This is a genomic window from Nocardia sp. NPDC059177, assembly GCF_042755165.1.
Lineage (GTDB): Bacteria > Actinomycetota > Actinomycetes > Mycobacteriales > Mycobacteriaceae > Nocardia.
In genome coordinates this window covers 165,621-186,933 of the sequence record NZ_JBHZBX010000008.1, presented here as the reverse complement: position 1 = coordinate 186,933, position 21,313 = coordinate 165,621, and the positions used below count along the sequence as shown (strand labels likewise).

Sequence of the window (21,313 nt, the reverse complement as noted above, 5' to 3'; positions counted from 1 at the left end):
CGTGACGCCACCGGGAACTGTCACGGTGATCAGTCCGTCCTCGTCGCGTGCGAGATCGCCGGTGTGCAACCAGCCGTCGGAATCGAAGCACTCTTCGCGGCTGTGACGGTAGTAGCCGCGCATGACCGATGGTCCGCGCAGGCAGAGCTGACCGACGGTCCCGGTATCGACGGTCGCCCCGGTGTGCTGATCGACGATCTTCGTCTCGAGACCGGGCGCCGGAGTCCCACTGGCAGGCGGTGTTCCTCCGGTCGCCGGAGTCCCACTGGCAGGCGGTGTTCCTCGAGTCGCCGGTGTGCCGCTGGCACGCGGTGTTCCACCGGCAGGCGGTGTCCCCCTGGCAGCCGGGGTACTGCCGAGCGGCGATTCGTTTCTCGGGCCACCGTCGGACAGGACGGCCCCGCCCGCTTCGGCGTCCGCGCCGGTGACGAGCGATTGTCGCTGAGTCACCGGAGTGTCGGGGCCGGTCGGGTATCGCAGAGTCGACCCGGTGTCGAGTGCGGCGAGCAAACCGTGCGCGAGGCCGACGATCGAGGACAGCGGCGCGGTGCCGACGATGTCACCGTCGAGGGAATCACCAAGCGCGCGTGCACTGCTCAACAGGCTCGCGTGTGTGTGGACCACGCCCTGGCGCGGCCTGCCCGGTACCGCGCTGTAGGCGATGACGACGGGGTCCGATCCGTGCACGTCGTCTTCGAGCGCCTCGAGAAGCTCCGCACTGATCGATGTTTCCGGCCCGCCGGGCACGGACCGCGACGGCAGATCAGCGCCGTCGGCGACAACCCGGCGCAGCTGCGGAACGGCGGCGCAGTACCACCTGCCCCGGTCGTCGACGTCCGCCCCGGGCAACGCCTCGGACAGCCGTCGGCCATCGCGGTGCGATCCGAGCAGGAGGTGAACATCGCTGTGCACCAAGCACTCTCGCAGCTGCGCAGCGGTCGAGGCGATGTCGAGGGGAACCGACACCGCGCCGATCCGCGCCACCGCGAGCAGGGCGACGACCAGCCGCGCATCGTCGGGATACAGCAACCCCACGTGCGTACCCTTGCCCGCGCCCGCGGCAATCAGTTCACGGGCCAGCAGCGCCGAGCGCCGCTCGGCCTCGTGGTAGGTGAGGCAATCGTCGCCCTGGACCAGCAGTGGGTTGCCGGGATGCGCCCCCGCGCGCAGGATCTCGACGAGAGTGGTGGCGGGTGCATTCGGCCGGGGACGGTCGATCGTCGGCTGTGTCATGCGCGGCGTCACCGCTGCTGCGCGTCGATCGCGCGTTTGGCGTGGTCGAGAATGCACTGCAGACCCCATTCGAAGTTCCGCTCGTCCGGCGCTCCGGATCGCCTGCCCTCGGCCATCGCCGCCGCCAGCAGCGGCGTGGTCTCGGGTTCGATACGGATGACGTCGTAGTAGGCCGTCGCGTCACTGCCGAGTTCCTGGTTCTTGTCGTGCAGCCGCTGCAACACCACCGACCCCTGCACATGCAGGTTGACCGCGGAATAGACAGCGAACGCCTCGTCGACGGAGAGCCCCGCGGTGACCAGGCTGGCCACCGTGCGCTCCACCTGCTCGGCGCCCAGTCGCGCGGCGTGCTGGCTCAGCGCCGAGCGGATCAGCACGAGATCGCACAGGATCGGATTGTTCAGGAACGCCTTGCGCATGGTGCGCGCGTGCCGTGACAGCGACTCCCGCCAGTCGTGCGCGTCGACCGACGGGTACGGCACCGCGTAGATGTACTGACGCAGCGCCCGGTCGGTCATGGCGTTGAGCAGGTCGTCCTTCTTGCGGAAGTACCAGTAGATACTGGTGACACCGACATCGAGATGCTTGCCGAGCAGCGGCATGCTCAGCCCGTCGACCGACACCTGTTCGGCCAGTTCGAACGCGCCGTCGATGATGTCGTCGGGATTGAGCGACCCGCGCTCGCGCCTGCGCCGCGGCCGGCTCAGTTCCCGCCCGGTCACGGCGCGATCCGCACGTCGGCGGCGGCGTACACCGGTGCGCGTTTCTCGGCGTAGGCGGCGAACGCCTCGAGCACATCGGCACCGGTGAGGTTGACGCCCGCGGCGTGCGCCTCGGCATCCAGCGCCTCCGTCAGGCTGCGTTCGGATCCCGCGTTGAGCAGGGACTTGGTCTGGCGCAGCGCCAATGGTGGCCCCGCTGCGAGCCTTCCGGCCACCTCGGCGACGAATCCGTCGATCGAGTCGGCCGGCCGCAGCCAGGTGACCAGACCGAGAGCCTCGGCCTGCGCGCCGTCGATCATCTCCGTCAGCATGGTCAGCCGTTTGGCTTGCTGCAGACCGACGAGCCGGGGCAACAGCCACGAGCCACCGCAGTCCACCGACAGGGCGCGGCGAGCGAAGATCTGGCAGAACCGGGCATCCGGCGTCGCGGCGACCAGATCACAGGCCAGCGCGAGATTCCAGCCCGCACCGACGGCGACACCGCGGACTTTCGCCACCGTCGGCACCGGCAGTTCGTGCAGCAGCCGCACGGTCTCGTTGATCGTCTGCAATTCCGCGGCCGGATCGGGGAACTCGTCCATCCCCTCGGCGGCGGCGATATCGGCTCCCGCGCAGAATGTTTCGCCCGCTCCGGTCAGCACCACCGCGCGCACCGACGGGTCGGCGGTGATGTCATCGAGCGCGGCCCGCAACGCGTGCCACATCGGCGTGCTGATCGCGTTCTTCCGTCGGGGCCGGTTGAGCGTCAGCGTGCGCACACCGTCGGTGTGGTCGATGAGCACGACGGGTTCGTCGGTCACGGGATCATCCTTTCGTCGGCGAGCTGTCAGCGGTCGCGGCGCGGTGCCGATCGCACCGAGATCGCGGAACTGCGTGATCTCGGTCGGGTCGAATCCGGCTGTCGCCAGCACGGTGTCGGTGTGTTCGCCGAGTGCGGGGACGGCGCCCATCGGCGGCTCGAACCCGGCGATCACCGGCGGCGGCAGCAGTGCGGTCACCCGGCCCGCCGCGGTATCGATCTCGCGCCAGCGTCCGCGAGCCGTCAGATGGGGATGCGCGACGACCTCGCACGGGGTCCGGAAGCGGGAGTTCCCGATGCCCGCCGCGTCGGCGCGCGCCTGGACGACGTCCACCGCGTGCCGGGCGCACCACCGGGCGATCTCGCGATCCAGTTCCGCCCGGAGCCGCACCCGGTCGGCGTTGTGCGCGTAGCGGGGGTCCTCGGCGAGATCGGCACGGTCGAGCAGTTCGCGGGCGAGGCGCCGCCACTCGCCGTCGTTGGTGGTGCCGAGCACCACTGTCTCGCCGTCGGCAGTGCGATAGGCGCCGTAGGGAGCGACCGCGGGGGAGCTCATGCCGAGCGGCTGCTGGTCGATGCCGGTGTGCCGGGTGTAGGTGAGCTGGTAGCCCATCAGTTCGGCCGCGGTGTCGAACAGGCTCACCGAGGCGCGGGTGAAGGGGGCGGGTGTGCGTCCCTGCTGTGCGCGCCGGGCGTAGAGCAGGGCGGTGATCGTCAGCGCGGCATACAATCCGGAACCCACATCGGCGACGGGCGGGCCCGGTTTGGCCGGCGCTCCCGGTGATCCGGTGACCGCGCAGACCCCGGACTCCGCCTGGATCAGCAGGTCGTAGGCGCGTTTGTGCGACAGCGGACCGCCCTCGCCGTACCCATCGATCTCCAGCACCACCAGATCGGGGTGGCGCTCGGCGAGCTGCGCCGGGGAGATCCCCAGCGCCGCGGTCGCTCCCGGCGCCAGGTTCGAGACGAACACATCGGCGTGGTCGAGCAGCCGGTGCAGCACCGCGGTGCCGTCGGGGTGTTTGAGATCGAGGGCCACGGACTCCTTGCCCCGATTGGCCCAGACGAAATGCGCGGCGAGCCCGTGCACCACGTCGTCGTAGTGCCGCGCGAAATCGCCGCCGCGCGGGTTCTCCACCTTGATCACCCGGGCGCCGAGGTCGGCCAGTGCGCGGGTGCACATCGGTGCCGACACCGCCTGCTCGAGCGCGACGACGGTGACCCCGGCCAACGGGCCGGCCGTCTCGTCCTGGACAGGAGCGTCCACCACCCACCTCTTTCGCGTCGCCGCCGGTGCCGGAGCGGCACGTAATTTCTACTGTAAGATATACAGTAACTTAGACCGAATTGACCACTGTTGCTCTTGTCGTCGTTCGCAGGCCGGGGCGTGCCGCCCGGTGCGGCAACGGACGCGGTGAGCCCGGCGAAAGGAATCCGCCAGGTGAAGTACGTTCTCGAGTATCCGAGTGAATTGCCTGCGGCCTCCGAGGAGTTCCTGCGGCCCGCGGTGATCCGCGACATCGTCGCCCAGGCGGAGGAGTCCGGCTTCTCGGCGGTGGCGCTGAGCGAGCATCCGGCGCCGTCGCTGAAGTGGCGGCGCAACGGTGGACACAACACGCTCGACCCGATCGCGGCGCTGAGCTACATGGCGGGTGTCACGACCCGGATCCGGTTGCTCACGAATCTGTACGTGCTGCCGTTCCGCACCCCGTATCTGGCGGCGAAGGCGCTCGGCAGCCTCGACATCGTGTCCGGCGGCCGGTTGATCGCGGGTGTCGGCGCCGGCTACCTGCGCGCCGAGTTCGCCGCGCTCGGTGTCGACCACGACCGGCGCGGCGAACTCCTCGACGAGGCCCTGGACGCGGTGCGGCGGATCTGGTCGGATCCGGAAACACCCGTCGCCGGAACAGATTTCGGTGCACCAGGTCCGCTGTGGCTGCAAGCCCCGGTGCAGCGGCCACACCCGCCGATCTGGATCGGCGGCAACGGGGCCGCGGCGCGCCGCCGGGTCGTCCGGCACGGTGCGGGCTGGATGCCGATCATCGCCGGCGCGGAGATGGCCGCGGCCATGCGAACCAGTGCGATCGAGAACGCGGAGGACTTCGGGCTCGGCGTCGACAGCTTGCGCCGGGCGCTGGCGGCGGCCGGCCGTGATCCCGACGCCATCGACATCCAGATCGTCTGTCCGCACCTGGATTTCGGGGACCGGGACAGTGTGCGCGCGGCCGTCACGACCGTCGACGACCTCGCGAAACGTGGCGCGACGTGGGCGGTGGTGCACGTCGACGGCTCCGGCCCCGCGGCGGCGGCCGAATTCGTGCGAGCGTTCGGAGAGGCTGTGATCGCCACCCACTGACCCGGAGCCGTCCTGCGCCCGAGCTACCCCGATGCCTGTACGGCCGGGTGGGACCCTCGTGGGCGGCGCCGGATCTGGCCGGTGCGGGCGGCCCGACGCAGCAGGATGGTGATGGGCACCAGGCAGACGAGCAGCGCGAACAGGCTGGCCTCCGGTCCGAATGCGCCACCGGTCAGCAGGGACGGCCCGGACAGTGTGGTGTGCAGCAGGCCGTCGGCCGCGGTGCCCGAGCCGGACACCGTGACACCGAAGACGCCGGCCTGGATGAAGTTCCAGCCGAAGTGCAGGCCGATCGGCAGCCACAGTGAGCGGGTCGCGACATAGGCGGCGGCGGTCAGGGTTCCGCCGGTCACCGCGATCGAGAGCGTGCCGAGCAGTGTGGCGTCGGCATTGACCAGGTGTGCCGCGCCGAACAGCAGCGCGGACCCGACCAGCGCCACCACGGTACCGGTCCGTTCCTCCAGGATGCGGAACACGATCCCGCGGAACAGGATCTCCTCGGCGACCGCAACGGCCGCCATCGCGCCCGCGGTCGCGAGGAGCCCGCCGACCGAGCCCCAGGCCAGGCCCTGCCAGCCCCCGAACGCGGCGATGAGCAGCATCACCGCGGTGAACAGGCCGGACCCCATCAGCGTCCCACGCCACAACCAGGGCCACGCGCCCGCGGTCGCGAGTTCGGGGACGCTCGAGCGGGACTCGACGATTCGGGACAGCCTGCGGTAGCCGACCACCCCGGCGCAGGCCAGCCCGATCCCCACCGGCAGCGCGAGCGCGGGGACGGGCGCGACGAGCCGGTCGATCCCGGCGAACGCCGCGATCACGCCGAGCGACACCACAACCAGGACGGGGACCCGGAACCTGCGCAACCGGCGCCGGCTGGGGGACAGTTCAGCGTGGGAGAGCGCGCTTTCCGCACGATCTGTGGGTTTCATGATTCCGATCTCTGTCTGCTGGAGGTTTCGCGATTGCCGCGGATGGCGCAGCCGACAGTAGGCAGCCGGATCGCACCGTGAGATCACACTGGAGTAGGTGACGGCGGTAGCTCTGGCGGGTGAGCCGGATGTTTATGGTGCTAACATTGGTTGGCTTGTTGTCAACGACCGGCAATCGAAAGGGCTTTCTGTCGTGCAGACGATTCTCGGAGCGAACGGGCAGATCGGGACCGAGCTCGCCCGCGAGCTCCACCGGCGGTTCACGAAGGACATCAGGCTGGTGAGCCGTAATCCCAGACGGCTGCACGACACCGATGAACTGGTCGCGGCGGACCTCATGGATGCCGGGCAGACCGCCTCGGCGGTCGCGGGCAGCGAGATCGCGTACCTGACCGTCGGCCTGCCGCCGGATGCGAAACTCTGGGCGGATCAGCTGCCGGTGATGATGGAGAACACGATCGCGGCCTGTGAGCAGCACGGGGTCAAGCTCGTGTTCTTCGACAACACGTACATGTATCCGATGACCGGTGAGCCGCAGACCGAGCAGACGCGATTCGCCCCTGCCGGGAGCAAGGCGCACACCCGGGCGAAGATGACGACCATCCTGCTCGAGGCCATGGCCGCAGGCCGGGTCGAGGCGGTGATCTGCCGCGCACCGGAGTTCTACGGCCCGGGCAGTACGCAGAGCTTCACCAACGAGTTGGTGTTCGATCCTGTCGTGGCGGGTGAGAAGCCGCGGGTCCCGTTGCGCGACGACACCCTGCGGACCTTGATCTGGACCCCGGATGCCAGCCGCGCCATGGCCCTGATCGGCAACACGCCGTCGGCCTACGGGCAGACCTGGCATCTGCCGTGTGACGACAACCGTGTGACATACCGGGGTTTGCTCGAGCTGGCATCCACGTCCTGGGGTCGCAAGATCGACTACTCGATCACCACGCGCCCGATGTTCTTCGCCGCTCGGCTTTTCAACCCGGGCGCGCGCGAATTGTGGGAACTGTTGCCGCGATACGACGTGGACAACCTCTTCGTCTCGGACAAATTCATGCAGGCCTTCCCCGAGTTCCGGGTCACGACCTATGCCGAAGGCGTGGCTGCCATCGAAGCCGAGTGAGAGACCCGCATTCGCACATGGTTGCGCAAATATGCGAAGGTGAGGAGTGAAAGGACTCACATGACAGTTCGCAGCGCCCCTCTCGTCGCCGGTCTCGGACCGCGCGCGCTGGCCAACCGGCAGCGCATTCTCGCCGTGGCGGGAGAGGAACTGCTGCGCGATCCCGCCGCGAGCATGGAGGACATCGCCACCGCTGCCGGAATGGTCCGTCGTACGTTGTATGGGCACTTCCCGACGCGGGAGGCGTTGATCGGTGGCCTGCTCGACCAGGCCTTCGAGGAGGTCGACCGCGCACTCGACGCCATCGACATGCGCCGCGCGCCCGCTCGCGCCGTTGCCGACATGACGATCGCGTTGTGGGCGGTCGGCGACGAATTCCGGCTGTTGCTGCGCCTGGACGAGACGCAGTCCTGCGTGCGGACGGCCGATCGGCTCGGCCCGGTCCGCAGGGTGGTCGTCACCTTGATCGAACGAGGTCAAGCCGACGGAAGTTTCCACGGCGACCTTCCGCCGGTGGCGGTCGCGCGGGTCCTCACCGCCATGGTCCTGGCCCTGTTGAATGCGCGAAACGACGGCGAGTGGGTCGCGGCGGACGCCGCCGAGGTCGCCGGACGAACCTGCCTGATCTCGGTAGGTGTCGATCGCGACCTCGCGGCGGACATCGCGCGGACGGCCGCCGCCGACGCGTCCAGCTGACGAGCCGACTTCACGCCCGCGCCTGACCTCGGGCGTCACTTTCGCACTTCCGTGTGAGTCCGTTCACCAACCGCACCCGGCCTCTTGCACACCGCTGTGCAGGACGCGTATTTTCACAGGTACGTGCAATTGCACGCAGTTGTGAAAATAGAGGGAGAGGGAAATGACGACCTTCCAGGTAGCCAATGTTCGGACCGGTATCGCGCCTGTCGCGCCCGCCCGCCACGCGAGCGGAGGGGTGTCGGTACCGGTGATCCGGGGGGTCGGCGCAGTTCGCGCCCTCTACGCCTTCGTCCCGTTCGTTCTTCTCATGGCGGGTTCCGGTGTGGGCACGGGCGTTGCGGGCGGCGCGCTGTTGGCGGTCGGGATCGTGACCTTGCTGCAGGGCCTGGCTGTGATGGGCTTCGCTCCCCGGCTGGTACGCAGCGATGCCGGTGTCCTGGCCGTCGTCCTGGCGGACTCGATCGCCATCGTCGCGGGCGTGGTGCTGATCCTGGGGGCGTGGGACCAGTTCACCGCGACGGCCGCGACCGTTGTGCTGGGCGCTGTGGTGTTCGCGGCCCTGTCCGCGGTCGTCGTCGCCCTGGCGACCGGAGTGAACGCGAGCCGATCCTCGCGCGACTGACGCCCGCGAGATGTGGCTGACGTGGTCAGATCGGTTTTTCGATAGGCTTCATCAGTGGTCGAAAAATCCGCTGATGCCCTGTTCGATCTGACTCGGCTGCGGACGTTCCTGGCGGTGTATCGGGCCGGTTCGATCACCGCGGGCGCGCGTCAGGCCGGGTATTCCCAGCCGGCGGTGACCCAGCAATTGCAGGCACTGGAGCGGCACCTGGGCAGGCCACTGTTCGAACGTCTGCCGCGAGGTGTCGCGCCGACACCCGCGGCTGATGATCTGGCCGCGCGAGTTTCGGGGGCGCTCGACGCGCTGGCAGCGGTATTCACACCGGACCACCCGGATGCCCCGCCCGTTCCGGAACCGCCGGTTCTGCTGGGTGGTCCAGCCGATTTTCTCGCGGTAGTAGGGATGCCGGCCCTGGCTCCACTGATCGCCGAGGGAATCAGAGTGCATGTGCGCACCGGGCTGACCGAGGATCTGCTGGCCGACCTGCGCGCAGGTCACCTCGACCTGGTCATCTCGACGCAGCGCCCACGTGGCCGGACGTTGATCGCCGACGCGCTCTGCGACGAGACGTTCGGGCTGGTCGCGGCGCCGGAGGTCGCCGCACGGATCGACCGCGCCCGGCTCGCCGAGAACGGGCCCACCGCGTTGGCGGGCATCCCACTGCTCAGCTACGCCGCCGACCTGCCGATCCTGCGACGCTATTGGCGCCATGTCTTCGGCACTCGCCTCGATGCGGAAGCGGCACTGGTTGTCGATGATCTGCGCGCGGTCCTGACGGCGGTGTGTGCCGGCGCGGGCATCAGTGTGCTGCCGAGCTATCTGTATGAATCCGCGCGTGCGGCCGGCCGCGTCGTCGAGTTGCTCGAACCGGACGACCCACCGATCAACACCGCCTTCCTGGCCCGTCGGCACGGCGCCGCTGGCCGACGGCATGTCGACCGGGTGGCGCGGCACCTGCTCACCGAGGCATTGAAATTCTGATAACAGACATCGGCATTGCTATTGGCATCCGGTAGCGCGGCGAGACTACTTTCGAGGGCCTACCCGAAAGGCGGACCATGCCCAAGATCTTGTTCGTGATGACCGGCGTCGACTACTGGACGCTGGCCGATGGAACACGGCACCCCACCGGCTACTGGGCCGAGGAATTCGTCGTTCCCTTCGAGAAGCTGAAAGCGGGTGGTCACGAGATCGTGATCGCCACGCCCGGGGGCGTCGTGCCCACGGTGGATCAGGCCAGCTTGGCGCCGGAGGTCAACGGCGGTCAGGAAACCGCCGACCACCGGGCCGGCGTCATCGCCACCAGCCCGGAATTGCACAACCCGGTCGCACTGGAGGATGCCCGGCTCGGCGATTACGACGCGGTGTTCTACCCCGGTGGCCACGGCCCGATGCAAGACCTCGCCGTCGACCCCACCTCTGGTGCGCTGCTCGTCGCGACCCTGGACTCGGGCAAGCCCCTCGGGATCGTCTGCCACGCACCCGCCGCGCTGCTGGCGGCGACGAGATCCGATGGCGTCAATGCCTTCACCGGCTACCGGCTCACCGGGTTCACCAACGCCGAAGAGGTCCAGGCCGGGCTCGCCGACCGGGCCGAATGGCTGCTGCAGGACCGCCTCATCGCGTTCGGCGCCGACTTCGCCGAAGCCGAGCCGTGGACGCCGAACGTGGTGGTCGACCGCAACCTCGTCACCGGCCAGAACCCGGCCTCTTCGGCGGGCGTGGCCGAGGAACTGCTCGGGAAGCTGTCCTGATCATGGCTGCCGACCGGCTGGACGAAGGTTTGCGCGATCGCCTCGCCTGAATCTATAGTGTCCCCAATCCGATTGGTGCTCTCTGGAAGTACAGCCGCAGAGTGAGAGCCCTCGCCTCATGATCCAGGCGTTGGAGTGGGCGGCAGATTTTGCCCACCCATTTTCCTGGAGGAATCTATGCATATCGGACTCGGAATGCCTATCTCCGATCCCGTCACCCTGCTCGATTGGGCTCGCCGTGCCGACGCCGGACCGTTCTCGACCCTCGGTCTGCTCGACCGCGTCGTCTACGACAATCCCGAGCCGCTGGTCGCGCTGTCGGTCATCGCGGGTGCCACCAGCCGTATCCGGGTGCAGACCGAGGTACTGCTCGCGCCGCTGCGGGAGACCTCGCTGCTCGCGAAACAGGTTGCGACACTTGATCGCATGTCCGGCGGTCGGCTGGTGCTCGGCCTCGGCGTCGGCGGCCGTGCCGACGATCACCTGGCCACCGGCACCGAGCTGCGTACGCGCGGCCGCCGGCTCGACGATCAGCTGGCCCAGCTCCAGCGGCTCTGGTCCGGCGAGCACTTCAGTGCCGACTGTGGACCCATCGGCCCCATGCCGAGCCGTCCCGGTGGGCCCGAGCTGCTGTTCGGTGGCTTCAAACCCAAAGCGCTGGAACGGGTCGCACGTTGGGGCGACGGATTCCTGTCCGCCGTCCCACCGAACTGGGCGGCCGGTCTGTTCGATTCGGTCCGCAAGACCTGGCATGAGCACGGCCGCGTGGGCGAGCCGCGGATCGTCGCTCAGGTCAATGCCGTCCTCGGTCCGCAGGTCGTCGTCGACGAAGCTCGTGCGGCCATCGGCGCGTACTACGAGTTCACCGGCTGGGCCGAGAACATGGTGTCGGGCCTGCGCACCACTTCCGAGGAGATCCGGACGGTAGTCCGGCAGTTCGCCGACCTCGGCGCCGATGAGGTCGTTCTGTACTGCTACGGCAGTGATCCGGAGCAGGTCGACCGTTTCGCCGATGTAATCGGCTGACCTCGCACCGCGTCGGTCCGGCCTCCTGATGCCGAGGCCGGACCGACCTGGTCGACCGAACCTCGAAGCACGGGGCCCCGACCCACTCGAGGCAGAACTCGCCGTAGCCGAGCAGGCGAGTGCAGAAACGGCAAAGACGGCCCAGGCGAGCGGAAGCTCAACTCGGCGCCGCCGGTCTTGCCAGTGCGGAACCGCGAACCTCATCCTGGACAGGTGGACTGGTGGTGGGAAGAGCACGGCAGACTCCGGGCGCGCAGACGTCTCCAGGCGATGATCGGGTTCCTGGTGATGGCTGCGGTCCTGGCCGGCGGCGCAGTATTCATCGCCGTCCGGGAGCATCCGACGCCGGACAGTCCAGCGGGCGAATGGCTCTCGATCATTGCCTCCCTGACGTGGATGGCGGTGGGCTGCGCAGGCTGGCAGGTCGTGTGGTATCGGCACTTTCGTGGTGGCGGCCGCGACTACGCGACCGCGAGCGGCGCCGCGTTCGTCAGCTGGGGGATTGTCGGCTTGTGGGTCTTGGCCTTCGCGATGGCGCAATCGTGGTGGTTGCTACTGATCCACCCGGCACTCTTGGTGATCATGATCGCGCACGAGTCGTACAACCTGCGCCCTGAGGGAAAACCTGACGGGAAACACTGAGTCGATGGCCCATGAACCTCCGGTCGTTCAGGTTCATCGGAAGGCCGCCCAGCGCGGGCGGTCAGCAGTTTGGGTGCGCGACAAGGCGTTCCGCCGAAAGGCGTCGACGACCGACTGGAGGGTGGCCGACTTCGTCTGCATCGGATTGCCTGGGTGCCAGGCGATGCCGAAGGTGCACTGGGTGAGATCCTCGACATCCAGATAGCGCAGATCCGGCCGGGGATAGAGCTCGGCTGCGACTGCCGGAACGAAGGCGACCGCCGTGCCCAGGGAGACGGAGGAAAGCAGCGACTCGAAACTTGCCCCCGGGTGCGCCGCGTACCGGACCTGGGAACCATCCGGGCGCGGGTTCACCGACCAGAAGTCGTGGCCTGCCCGGAAGGTCGGTGAAACCAGGCTGATCACCCGGTGCTCGGCCAGATCCGCCAGACGTAGCGAGGAGCGGTCAGCCAGCGGGTCGTCGCCCGCGATGCACGCCAGCCGGGGTTCGACTGTGAGCGGTTCGCAGTGCAGGTCCTCCGGCATCGGGAAATGGGCGAACGCGGCGTCGATTTCGCCCGTCCGCAGGGCCGCGAGCTGGTCGCTGAACCGATCCAGTACCCGGACGTCCGGCCCGAGCTCGGGATGCCGCTGGCGCACGGCGGCAATGATGGCGCGAGTGGATGCCAGCGCGGTGAAGCTCTCGCACACGCCGAGGCGCAGGCGATCGGACCCGGACGCCATGCGGCGGGCGATATTTCGCAGTTCGTCGGCGGCGTCCACCACGTTCCGGGCAGCGGGCAGTACCGCGCTGCCCGCTGCTGTGAGTTCGACCCGGCGGCTCGATCGATGGAACAGTGCGACGCCGAGACGTTCCTCGAGGGATCGGATCTGCTGACTCAGCGCGGGCTGCGTCAGGTACAGCTTGCGCGCGGCGCGGCCGAAGTGCAGCTCCTCGGCGAGGGTGAGCAGCAGTCGCAGTTGATGAGCGGTCGGATCATCGATGCTGGTCGGGCGGAACTCGGGCTGATCGATAATCGGCACATTATCAAACTACCGTGATTCCAATCGGTGCTCCATTGCTGAGGGGTGTACGCGACTGGCAGGCTGTTGTTACGGAAGGCCGGACGCCGCAACGGAGTTCGACCAACCACCGGATAAATCGCACGCCGTTCCGGCGGCGCTTCGAATCGGGTCAACGGGCCGAGAATCGACGGTATCTCCTGGCGTACCCGCGTTGGATTTCGAGTGTGGAGAGTGGCTTCTGTTGAGTCTTGCGTCACTTGTACTGTGCGTCTTCGGCATCACCACCGGTGAGTTCGTCATCGCGGGAATCCTGCCCGATGTCGCCACCGATCTGGGTGTCTCCATCCCGGCCGCAGGGTTGCTGGTCACCGCGTACGCGATCGGCATGATCGTCGGTGGGCCGACGCTGACCGCGTTCACTACGCGCTATCCACGCAAACCCCTGATGGTGACGCTGCTGGTGATCGCCGTGCTGGGCAATCTGGCCTCGGTACTGGCGCCCACCTACGCGACACTGTTCGCAGCCCGGGTCGTCACCGCGCTGGTGACCTCGACGTTCTTCGCGAACGCGATCGTCACCGCGGTGTCCACGGCACCGGAGGGGAAGCAGGCCTCGACGGTGTCGAAGCTGGTCCTCGGTATGAACCTGGCCATGATCCTGGGTGCGCCGCTGGGAACGTTCATCGGGAACCAGTACGGCTGGCGGGCCACCTTCGCGGCGGTCGCGGCAGTCTGTGCGCTCGGGCTGGCGCTGGTGATCCGGCTGGTGCCTGCGGTGGAGAACGCAGGCGGGTCGGCGGTGACCGAACTACGCGTGTTCCGTAGCCGCGATGTGCAATTGGCTATCGCGATCACCGCCATCGCCAATGCCGGGGTGCTGATGGTATTCACCTACTTCTCGCCGCTGCTGACCGATGTCAGCGGATTCCCCGGCGGCTCGGTGGCGGGCTGGCTGCTGGTCTACGGTGTCGGCGCGACAATCGGCAATCTCATCGGCGGACGCCTGTCGGACCGTGCCCTGATGCCGTCGCAGATCGGATTGCAGACCCTGCTGACCGGCACCCTGGCCCTCATGTGGCTGGCCGGCGCCGCGCCCGTGCTTATCGCGGTGCTGGTGTTCGTTCTCGGAGCGCTGGGCTTCTCGGTGATCCCCGGCATGCAGGCCAGGGTGCTCAGCACAGCGGCGGCAGCGCCGACACTGGCCATGGCGGTCAATGCCTCGGCCTATCAGCTCGCGGCCGCCTTCGCGGGCTGGCTGGGCGGACGGGTCATCGACGGCAGCGGTCTGCGCGCGGTGTACCTGGTGGCCGCGGTGGTCACCGTCGCAGGCATCGCGCTGAGCTGCGCGGCGTGGTACCGCGATCGCCGCGCGGCCGAGGCTGCCCGGACGGACCTGGCGGTCGGATGAGCGCCCCCTATCGCTCTCAGGACTCGTCGGCTGACCAGTCCATCGGTAGCTCTTGGGTGATGGCGAGCAGGTTGCCGTCGGCCGCCTTGAGCACGGCCAGCCGGGCGCCGGGCATGTCCACGATGCCCGTGGCCGGATCGATGTTGTCGCCGGTCGCGGCCTCGGCGCTACCGACCTCGGCGAGTGATCCGTCGGCGACTTCGGTCATCGCGATGGCCCCGGCGGCGACCAAGGTGCGGTGGGTCAGTTCGATGTCCTCGACGGTCCAGAAGACCAGCGGGTGGTCCACCCAGGGAGCCGCGGTCAGCCCGATCTCCACACCATTGCCGGAGAACGCGGCGAAGTCCTTGGTCTGGAACGCGGGTTGCCGGCCCAGCAACGCTGTCCAAGCGGCGATGCTCGCGGGCAGGTCCCGTGCGGGTAGGACCACATTGCCGAATCCGGTGAAGTCGGCCACCGATACTCCTTTGCGGTTCAAGGACGTTGGCGCGAAAACGGCCCGTGCCGGATTGCGTCCCCTTCGCCACAAGCTACCAATCGTCCGCCGGTCGTGCCAGCCTCATCACCCGTCGACGACGGTGATCTCGGCCTGGTCGGCGTCGACCTCGGGGTCCGAGGGGTTGGCGTCGGATTTCACCGTGATGCGTGCTGTGTCGATGCCGTCGGCTTCGAGTTCGGCGGCGATGTTTGCGCCGCGGGCTTCGGCCAGCGATTTGGCGGCGAGTACGTTGGAATCCTGGGCGTGGGTTGTGATTTCGATTCTGGTGTCGTTGCCCTGTAAGGCAGCTGCGACTGCTTTCAGGGTGGCGGTGCTGGTCGCGCCGAGGTCGGAGCTGCCTGGGTCGAAGGTGATCGGGGCAGCGGTCAGGACCTTGTTTATCGCATCTTGAACCGTTTGTTGCGCGCTGTCTCGCACGGAGCTCACGGCCGCGGACGCCGTTGCGGCGATGCTGCTCCGCAGGGTGCTGGCCTGGATGGTCGGGGTGGTCGGCGGGGCTGAGGCGTCGTCATCGGTGCTGCAGGCTGCGGTCATCATCACTGCAGCCGCGATCGACGCGATCACGTAGACGCTGTTTCTCGGTCGCACCGAAACCTCCTGGTCGTGAAGATCGGACATCGCCGCTGTCATCGTGCGTCGGCTCCAGGGTCTCGCGCCTCACCCGAATCGGGTGAACCCGGTGGCGCGATCTGTCATCGGAGGTCGGCGCGGCCGAGCTTGCGGAGCAGGGCGGCGAGCTGATCCTGCTCGGCCGGGGTGAGAACATCGAGGTCGGTGACGATCGCTTGAACATAGCTCGGCATGGTCGCTTCGACTATTTCCCGGCCGGCGGGGGTCAGTTCGATCAGGACCACGCGGCGGTCGTTGGGGGCCTTTTCCCGGCGCACGAGCCCGCGTTTCTCCAGGTTGGTGATGACGAGGGTGAAGTTGTTCGGGCTCTTGAGATGCTTGTCGGCCAGCTGGCCGGCGGGCAGTGGGCCCACGAAGTAGAGGGTCTCGAGTGCCCCGAACTGGCTGGAGGTGAGTCCGGCCGCGAGGACGGGGCCGCTGGTGCGTGCTTCCACCGACGCGGAGGCGTGGACGAGTTTGACGAACAGGTCCAGCGCGCGTCTTTCTCGCACGGTCCCCTCGAAGCGTGTTCCCAAACCCGTTCCTTCCATCGGTGTGACGCGAGGAGCTTACCGCGATATTCATCGATGTGGAATAGTCATGGATCATGTGCATGTTGTAGGGGGTGAACCGATCGACACAATGAAGGAGTTCACGATGAGCGACATCACCAACGTCCTGTTCCTCGCTTTCCCCAACGTCGGCGAACAGGACCTGCTCGCGCCCTGGGAGCTGTTCAAGGCTCTGGCGTTCGACCTGGACCAGCAGGGCGAGACCCTGAACGTGACCCTGGGTAGCTTCGAGGGCGGTCTGGTCACCACACATATGGGTGCCCAGATCCAGACCGAGCAGGTTTCGCCCGACGACCGCTACGACCTGATCTACGTCCCCGGCGGGATCGGTGGCGGTGCCGCCTCCCTCGATCCGCAGATCCTCGACTTCATCCGCGCACACCACGCCGATGGCCGCTGGGTCGCGGCCAACTGCGCCGGAGTGGGCGTCGTGTTCCGTTCCGGCATCCTCGACGGTGTTTCCTTCCAGGCGGCCGCGGTGCTGGGGCGACGGCTCAGGGAACTCGGCGCCGATGTCGCCGCCCCTCGGCGCGCCTGGTCGGTGCTGCCCGAGCACAAGATCTTCACCTCCGGCGGAGCCGCGACGGTCCATCCCAGCACCATCGCGTTGATCACAGAACTGTTCGGTAAGGAACGCGCCGCCGCGCTGGCCGGGACCTGGGACACCCTCCCGCTGCACGGTGACAGCCTTTTCGAGCTCGAAGGCCCGATCTCGAACGACAACGCCGACTTCGTGGCCGGCCTCCAGTCGGGCATGGAAAAGGTCTTCCTGCCTGTGGCCTGAACGAGGACATCCGAAGTGCGCGGCGCGTCGTTCGGAGCCTGATCGCGGTCGGTATACCGCGGCCGTGCTTCGAACGACGCGCTCAGCGCTGGCCGGAGGCGAGCGGCCACCCGGGTCAGCCGAGCACCGGAAAGTTGGCGCGGAGCAGATTGTGTGGATCGCGCGCCCGTTTGATGTCTTGCAGTCGCGTCAGGGTGGGCTGATCGAAGGCCGCCGTGGCGGATTCGCCCGGGGCGAGGAAGGTGTAGGGCTTGCTGCCGGTGATGTGGGTGCCGAGGGCATCGATGATGTCGCCGAAGCGGGACCGAATGTCCTCGATCAGGTGTGGCAGGCCGAGGCCGAGAAGATAGAGGGCGTATGGCTCGGTGACCGGGCCGCGGGCGCCACCGCCGGGGCGTGGCTCGGCGAGCGCGCCGCCGAGTGCGCGGATCTGGATGTTGAGCAGCGGCGCGACGGGGGTATCGATGAGGGTCTTCACCACCGCGTCGCCGAGATCGGTGAGGAGCTCGCCGCGGGAGAGCGAGGGACTGGGGTCGGTGGGCTCGGCGGTGATCGTGCCGATCTGCGCGGGAGTGAGTTCGCCTCGGGTATCGGCGACGACACCGTCCAGGGAGTCGAGCCGGGCGGTCAGTTCGCGGCCTTCGGCCATCTCACCGAGGTAGGCGAAGTCGAGAGCGACGGTCGGGGCCGCACCGGGAATCTGATAGCGCTGCAACCACACCGACAGTTCCGCGGGGGCGTCGGTGGTGAGTTCGGTGAACAGGTCGAAGACCTCGCGGGTCCGGTCCGCGGACCACATGACCCGGCCACCGTAGAGGCGCGGCAGCGGCACCAGGTCGAACTCGAGGGAGGTGACGATACCGAAATCCCCGCCACCACCGCGCAATGCCCAGAACAGCTCGGGGTCGGAGTCGGCGGTGACCCGTGCCTGGCGGCCCGCCGCGTCGACGATCTCGAAGGCGCGCACCGCGTTCGAGGCCCAACCGTACTTGCGGGCCAGCCAGCCGAAGCCGCCGCCGAGGGTGTAGCCGGTGACACCGACCACCGGATTGCTGCCCGACAGCCCGGCGAGACCGTGCGCGGCGGCCGCGGCCTGCACCTTGCCCCACTGGGCGCCGGTGCCGACTCGTGCCACGCGGCGCTCGGCGTCGATCTCGATGGAGTCCAGTGCCGTGGTGCGCACGAGGATGGCTTCGTCGATATCGCCGGTGGCGCCGTGGCCGGTCGGCTGCGTCACCACCTGCCGTCCGATTCGATCCGCGAACTCCACCACAGCGGCCACATCCTGCGCGTCGGCCACGGTGACGACGGCGGAAACAGATTGCGTCACAGCCGTATTCCACGGCTGGGCAGCCTGCTCGAACTGTGTGTCACCCGGTGTCAGCACCTGACTGCGAACCACGGAACGCAATTCCTCGATTCCCACTGTTCTCATCCTTACTCGTTGTCGTTCTGCCTGTTGCTGATCGGTCGACGACGTGGCGCGGGCGAGTGTGACATCTGCGGGCCAACCGATCCGCACGCAGGCCGAAACTTGTCGGTGGCTGGTCGTAGCGTTCGTGGCGTGAACTGGAGACCGAGGCTGGAGCTGTGGAGCGAGGAGCGGATCGCCGCCGATGATCTCGGTGACCTGGCGCCCGAGGTGGTGCGCCAGGGCTGGCTCGGGTACGCCCCGGCCGCCGAGGCCGATATCGCAGCGGTCGAGGAGCGGCTCGGCCTGCGATTGCCGCCCTCGTATCGCAGCTTTCTGCTGACCACCGATGGATGGCGTCATGCCGGGGAATTCGTGTGGCAGATGCGCGACACCACCAATCTGGGCTGGCTCCGTGACCTCGAACCGTCCTGGCAATCGTGGGCCGACCTGGTCACCGAGGCGCCGACCGGCGTACCGGGCGACCCGTTCGGCCGCGGGCTGCTGATCTCGCTCCACGCCGACGTCGGGGTGCTGTTCCTCGACCCGGGCGACCGTGACGAGAACGGCGAGTGGGCCGCCTACAGCGTGTTCTCCTGGGCTGAATCTCCGCACCGGCATCCGTCGTTCACGGCGCTCATGCAATCGCTGTACCAGGACTTTCATCGGGTTCTCCGGCCGGCGGGCAAGACTCGTGACAGCTGGGATCTGGTGGTGGAACGGGCTCGAGGCGAGGCGCTGTCCGGGAACGTCGACGCCGCCATGGCCGCCCTGGAAAAAGCTCAGGAGTTCGGACGTCCACGCACCACCGTCCTGCGAGTTCAGCTCCAGATGTTCCTCGCCACGTCCTCGCCCTACGAGGCCTCCCGGCTGCTGTCACAGCTGCTGTCGCCGGAGTCCGTCCCGGACGGATTCTTCACCGGTTCGCTGTTCACCGACGAATTCCTGCCATGTATGTTCCTGCAACACGAGCACAAAGAGCCCTGGTACGGCTCGGCGCTCGATGTCGTCCAGATCCTCGTAACCGCCGGGAACGACAAAGGGTTCGAGAGAGGACGTGCTGTCGAAGAGCACCGGGCACGGGTGCAGCAGCCCGGCTACCGCCACACCTACGGAAACCCGGCCTTCGACACCGCGGTGCGGCAGGCGCTCGCTGACCACCGCACCGACCCGGCGGCGCTGTGGCAGGCGCTCGAAGCCGCGATGAAGCATTGGCAGCCCCGCACTCCGGATCACATCGCCCCGGTCGCTCTGCTCGCCGACCCCGTGCTGGCATACAGCCTCACCCCGGAACGCGGTCGCGCGCTGTTGAGTACACCGCACGATGGTGCCGCGTGATGTCGGACTCGCTCCGCGGACCGCGGTGACACCTCGGTTGTAACTCCTTGGGGTGGAAGGGATTCGGATCTCCATCCAGCCGCGTGGGTGCTGCGAATACCCTGTGATCGCTTCCACCCCGGCAGGAACGGAGTCGCGGAATGCTCGAAATTCTGTTGCAGCTGGCGGTATTGGCGCTGTTCGCGGGCGCCGCGATCGGGATCTTCGTGCTGGGGGACAGGGTGCGGCCCGTGTCGTGGCGGCACGACGATTCCGGCGCCGGTTCGATGATGCTGGACACGGTCAACATGTTCTTCGCCGCCATCGTGGCGTTCGTGGTGGTGATCCTGTGGCAGCAGTACGACACCTCGCACGCGCACACCGTGTCGGAGGGCAAAGCCCTGGTGAGCGTGTACGAATCGGCGAACAGCCTGCCCGAGCCGGATCGGGAACGGATCCGGACCCTGGTGACCGCCTACACCCGGCAGGTGATCGACGAAGAGTGGCGGGTCATGGACGAACAGCGCCGGCTGAGCCCGTCCACGCAGGCGACGCTGGACGAATTGCGGGAGGCGGTGGATTCCGCGCCCGAGGAGACCACCACGGCCGTCGCGGCGATCACCGACGCACGGTTCGACCGTGGCCTGGATGCCGGTTACCGGTTACCCGGTTTCCTCTATATCGCCTTGTGGTTCGCCACCGGCATGCTGCTGTTCGGCACTGTGTTCTCCGGTGTGGTGGTGACCAAGCGCAGCATTCTCATGACCGGGTTGTTCGGTCTGGTGATCGGTGCGGTCATCGTGGCTGTCTATCAACTGGATCAGCCGTTCGACGGCGGCGTCGCCAAGGACGCCTACGAACTCGCGCTGGCACGCTTCCAGGACCTCGCCGCGGAACCGTCGTCGAGCGAGAGCCTTCCGCGTTGACCAGCGATCAGCGCCGGGTTTCCGGCGGTACCGTATGCGGAAAGCGAAGAGCAGTAAGAGGATTCGCGACGGTGTCGGTGGCAGCGGCTTCGCTGGCCGTGTCCGCGCCGTTCGCCGTCGGTGCTCCGGAAATACCGATGATCGATCAGATCGCCAGCGGCAGTGCGGCTCCAGGCGCCGTGACTGCCCCGGGCGACGGACAGCGTGGTTGGCTGGAGCTGGAGCTGGGGCTCGAGAGTGGTTCGGGCTGGTCGGCGGTGCCGACCGGCAGCGCGGCGGGGATCGCCCCGGACCCGGCGGATGGGCAGGCGCTCGGCCTCGGCGAGAGCGATCACGGCGGCATCGATGTCGCCGGCCCGACGAGCGATCCGGACCCCGATCTCGTGCTTCCCGCCTGTGTCGGCAGCGCGGCGGTCGGCAGCGCCGCGCTGGGGTCCGGCATCGTCACCGGCAGTGGCATGGGCTCGAGTCTGGTCGGCCTCGGCTCGAGCGGAAGTGCCGGTTCGGGCTCGGCGGGTGCGGGCAGTGTGGCCGTCGGCAGCGCGGCGGCCGGCAGCGCGGCGCTGACCTGCCTGCTGCTGCTCCCGGTCCCGAGTCTGCCCGCGCCGGGCAGCCCCCTGACCATCCCGCCGGCAGCGCTGCGACCGGCTGCCGTGCCGGTTCCAGCCCGCCTGCCGGAGGTGATCCCGACGATCCCCGGCGTGATCCCGCCGCTGCCGCCCGCCGCCGGGTACGCCGCACCCGTTCAGCCACCCCCTGCGCCCGCGCTCACCGCGCTGCAGGTCATGACGGTCATGATCATCACGATCATCGCCGGTGCGCGCGCCCGTCTGCGGGGCCGCTGACAGCAAGCCGCGCACGTTCTGCACCCGCCCGGAATAGG

General features: G+C 68.2%; 21 protein-coding genes and 2 pseudogenes. 13 read left to right on the top strand and 10 right to left on the bottom strand.

The annotated features are described in order from the left end of the window. Window positions 1–120 precede the first annotated feature (120 nt). The 4 genes and pseudogenes from ACFXK0_RS13135 to ACFXK0_RS13120 form a co-directional block, all read right to left on the bottom strand. Window positions 121–1,233: pseudogene (locus ACFXK0_RS13135) on the bottom strand (AMP-binding protein); the annotation flags it as partial. An 8-nt stretch (window positions 1,234–1,241) separates the two neighbouring features. After that, entirely contained in the window at window positions 1,242–1,955 is a 714-nt protein-coding gene (locus tag ACFXK0_RS13130) for a TetR/AcrR family transcriptional regulator (protein ID WP_379410355.1), read from the bottom strand. Continuing rightward, a complete protein-coding gene (locus tag ACFXK0_RS13125; protein WP_379410434.1) occupies window positions 1,952–2,713 on the bottom strand; it encodes an enoyl-CoA hydratase/isomerase family protein in 762 nt (253 codons plus the stop codon). Before ACFXK0_RS13125 ends, ACFXK0_RS13130 begins: the two co-directional genes overlap by 4 nt. Before the next feature lie 81 nt (window positions 2,714–2,794). Beyond that, window positions 2,795–4,024 (bottom strand): annotated as a pseudogene (locus ACFXK0_RS13120) (CaiB/BaiF CoA transferase family protein); the annotation flags it as partial. Window positions 4,025–4,195: 171 nt separating this feature from the next. Here ACFXK0_RS13120 and ACFXK0_RS13115 point away from each other — a divergent pair. Beyond that, entirely contained in the window at window positions 4,196–5,110 is a 915-nt protein-coding gene (locus ACFXK0_RS13115; protein ID WP_379410354.1) for a TIGR03619 family F420-dependent LLM class oxidoreductase, read from the top strand. Window positions 5,111–5,133: 23 nt separating this feature from the next. On the opposite strand, the gene ACFXK0_RS13110 is transcribed toward ACFXK0_RS13115, so the two are convergent. Beyond that, the gene (locus ACFXK0_RS13110) at window positions 5,134–6,042 is read right to left on the bottom strand and encodes a CPBP family intramembrane glutamic endopeptidase (RefSeq protein ID WP_379410353.1); all 909 of its coding nucleotides are present in this window, start codon (window positions 6,040–6,042) and stop codon (window positions 5,134–5,136) included. Between the two features lie 97 nt (window positions 6,043–6,139). Here ACFXK0_RS13110 and ACFXK0_RS13105 point away from each other — a divergent pair, with 97 nt between their 5' ends. From ACFXK0_RS13105 to ACFXK0_RS13075, 7 genes are all read left to right on the top strand, one after another. Then, complete coding sequence (locus tag ACFXK0_RS13105) at window positions 6,140–7,156, top strand: NAD-dependent epimerase/dehydratase family protein (RefSeq protein WP_379410352.1); 1,017 nt, start codon at window positions 6,140–6,142, stop codon at window positions 7,154–7,156. A 60-nt stretch (window positions 7,157–7,216) separates the two neighbouring features. Then, window positions 7,217–7,852, top strand: coding sequence for a TetR/AcrR family transcriptional regulator (locus ACFXK0_RS13100; protein ID WP_379410351.1), 636 nt, complete (start codon window positions 7,217–7,219; stop codon window positions 7,850–7,852). Window positions 7,853–8,015: 163 nt separating this feature from the next. Further along, complete coding sequence (locus tag ACFXK0_RS13095) at window positions 8,016–8,477, top strand: hypothetical protein (RefSeq protein ID WP_379410350.1); 462 nt, start codon at window positions 8,016–8,018, stop codon at window positions 8,475–8,477. 54 nt (window positions 8,478–8,531) lie between these two features. After that, entirely contained in the window at window positions 8,532–9,458 is a 927-nt protein-coding gene (locus ACFXK0_RS13090) for a LysR family transcriptional regulator (RefSeq protein ID WP_379410349.1), read from the top strand. 77 nt (window positions 9,459–9,535) lie between these two features. Continuing rightward, the gene (locus ACFXK0_RS13085; protein ID WP_379410348.1) at window positions 9,536–10,231 is read left to right on the top strand and encodes a type 1 glutamine amidotransferase domain-containing protein; all 696 of its coding nucleotides are present in this window, start codon (window positions 9,536–9,538) and stop codon (window positions 10,229–10,231) included. Between the two features lie 195 nt (window positions 10,232–10,426). Continuing rightward, a complete protein-coding gene (locus ACFXK0_RS13080) occupies window positions 10,427–11,257 on the top strand; it encodes an LLM class flavin-dependent oxidoreductase (protein WP_379410347.1) in 831 nt (276 codons plus the stop codon). Window positions 11,258–11,470: 213 nt separating this feature from the next. Then, window positions 11,471–11,899: a hypothetical protein gene (locus tag ACFXK0_RS13075; protein WP_379410346.1), complete on the top strand. Its 429-nt coding sequence runs from the start codon at window positions 11,471–11,473 to the stop codon at window positions 11,897–11,899. Window positions 11,900–11,932: 33 nt separating this feature from the next. On the opposite strand, the gene ACFXK0_RS13070 is transcribed toward ACFXK0_RS13075, so the two are convergent. Then, window positions 11,933–12,922: a LysR substrate-binding domain-containing protein gene (locus ACFXK0_RS13070; RefSeq protein ID WP_379410345.1), complete on the bottom strand. Its 990-nt coding sequence runs from the start codon at window positions 12,920–12,922 to the stop codon at window positions 11,933–11,935. A 223-nt stretch (window positions 12,923–13,145) separates the two neighbouring features. On the opposite strand from ACFXK0_RS13070, the gene ACFXK0_RS13065 reads away from it, so the two are divergent. Next, window positions 13,146–14,312, top strand: a complete 1,167-nt coding sequence (locus ACFXK0_RS13065; protein WP_379410344.1) for an MFS transporter — start codon at window positions 13,146–13,148, stop codon at window positions 14,310–14,312. 16 nt (window positions 14,313–14,328) lie between these two features. Here ACFXK0_RS13065 and ACFXK0_RS13060 read toward each other — a convergent pair whose 3' ends face one another. From ACFXK0_RS13060 to ACFXK0_RS13050, 3 genes are all read right to left on the bottom strand, one after another. After that, complete coding sequence (locus ACFXK0_RS13060) at window positions 14,329–14,769, bottom strand: VOC family protein (RefSeq protein ID WP_379410343.1); 441 nt, start codon at window positions 14,767–14,769, stop codon at window positions 14,329–14,331. 105 nt (window positions 14,770–14,874) lie between these two features. Further along, a complete protein-coding gene (locus ACFXK0_RS13055) occupies window positions 14,875–15,441 on the bottom strand; it encodes an OmpA family protein (RefSeq protein WP_379410342.1) in 567 nt (188 codons plus the stop codon). Between the two features lie 62 nt (window positions 15,442–15,503). Further along, entirely contained in the window at window positions 15,504–15,932 is a 429-nt protein-coding gene (locus tag ACFXK0_RS13050; RefSeq protein WP_379410341.1) for a MarR family winged helix-turn-helix transcriptional regulator, read from the bottom strand. A 145-nt stretch (window positions 15,933–16,077) separates the two neighbouring features. On the opposite strand from ACFXK0_RS13050, the gene ACFXK0_RS13045 reads away from it, so the two are divergent. Next, on the top strand, window positions 16,078–16,776 hold the full coding sequence (locus tag ACFXK0_RS13045) for a DJ-1/PfpI family protein (RefSeq protein WP_379410340.1): 699 nt from the start codon (window positions 16,078–16,080) through the stop codon (window positions 16,774–16,776). Between the two features lie 115 nt (window positions 16,777–16,891). Here ACFXK0_RS13045 and ACFXK0_RS13040 read toward each other — a convergent pair whose 3' ends face one another. Beyond that, on the bottom strand, window positions 16,892–18,106 hold the full coding sequence (locus ACFXK0_RS13040) for an FAD-binding oxidoreductase (RefSeq protein ID WP_379410339.1): 1,215 nt from the start codon (window positions 18,104–18,106) through the stop codon (window positions 16,892–16,894). A gap of 234 nt (window positions 18,107–18,340) precedes the next feature. Between ACFXK0_RS13040 and ACFXK0_RS13035 the strand changes: the two genes are divergently transcribed. From ACFXK0_RS13035 to ACFXK0_RS13025, 3 genes are all read left to right on the top strand, one after another. Continuing rightward, entirely contained in the window at window positions 18,341–19,525 is a 1,185-nt protein-coding gene (locus ACFXK0_RS13035; RefSeq protein ID WP_379410338.1) for an SMI1/KNR4 family protein, read from the top strand. A 140-nt stretch (window positions 19,526–19,665) separates the two neighbouring features. Beyond that, window positions 19,666–20,430 (top strand): DUF4239 domain-containing protein, encoded by a 765-nt coding sequence (locus ACFXK0_RS13030; RefSeq protein ID WP_379410337.1) that lies wholly within the window; start codon window positions 19,666–19,668, stop codon window positions 20,428–20,430. A gap of 71 nt (window positions 20,431–20,501) precedes the next feature. After that, a complete protein-coding gene (locus tag ACFXK0_RS13025; protein ID WP_379410336.1) occupies window positions 20,502–21,275 on the top strand; it encodes a hypothetical protein in 774 nt (257 codons plus the stop codon). The last annotated feature ends 38 nt before the right edge of the window (window positions 21,276–21,313 follow it).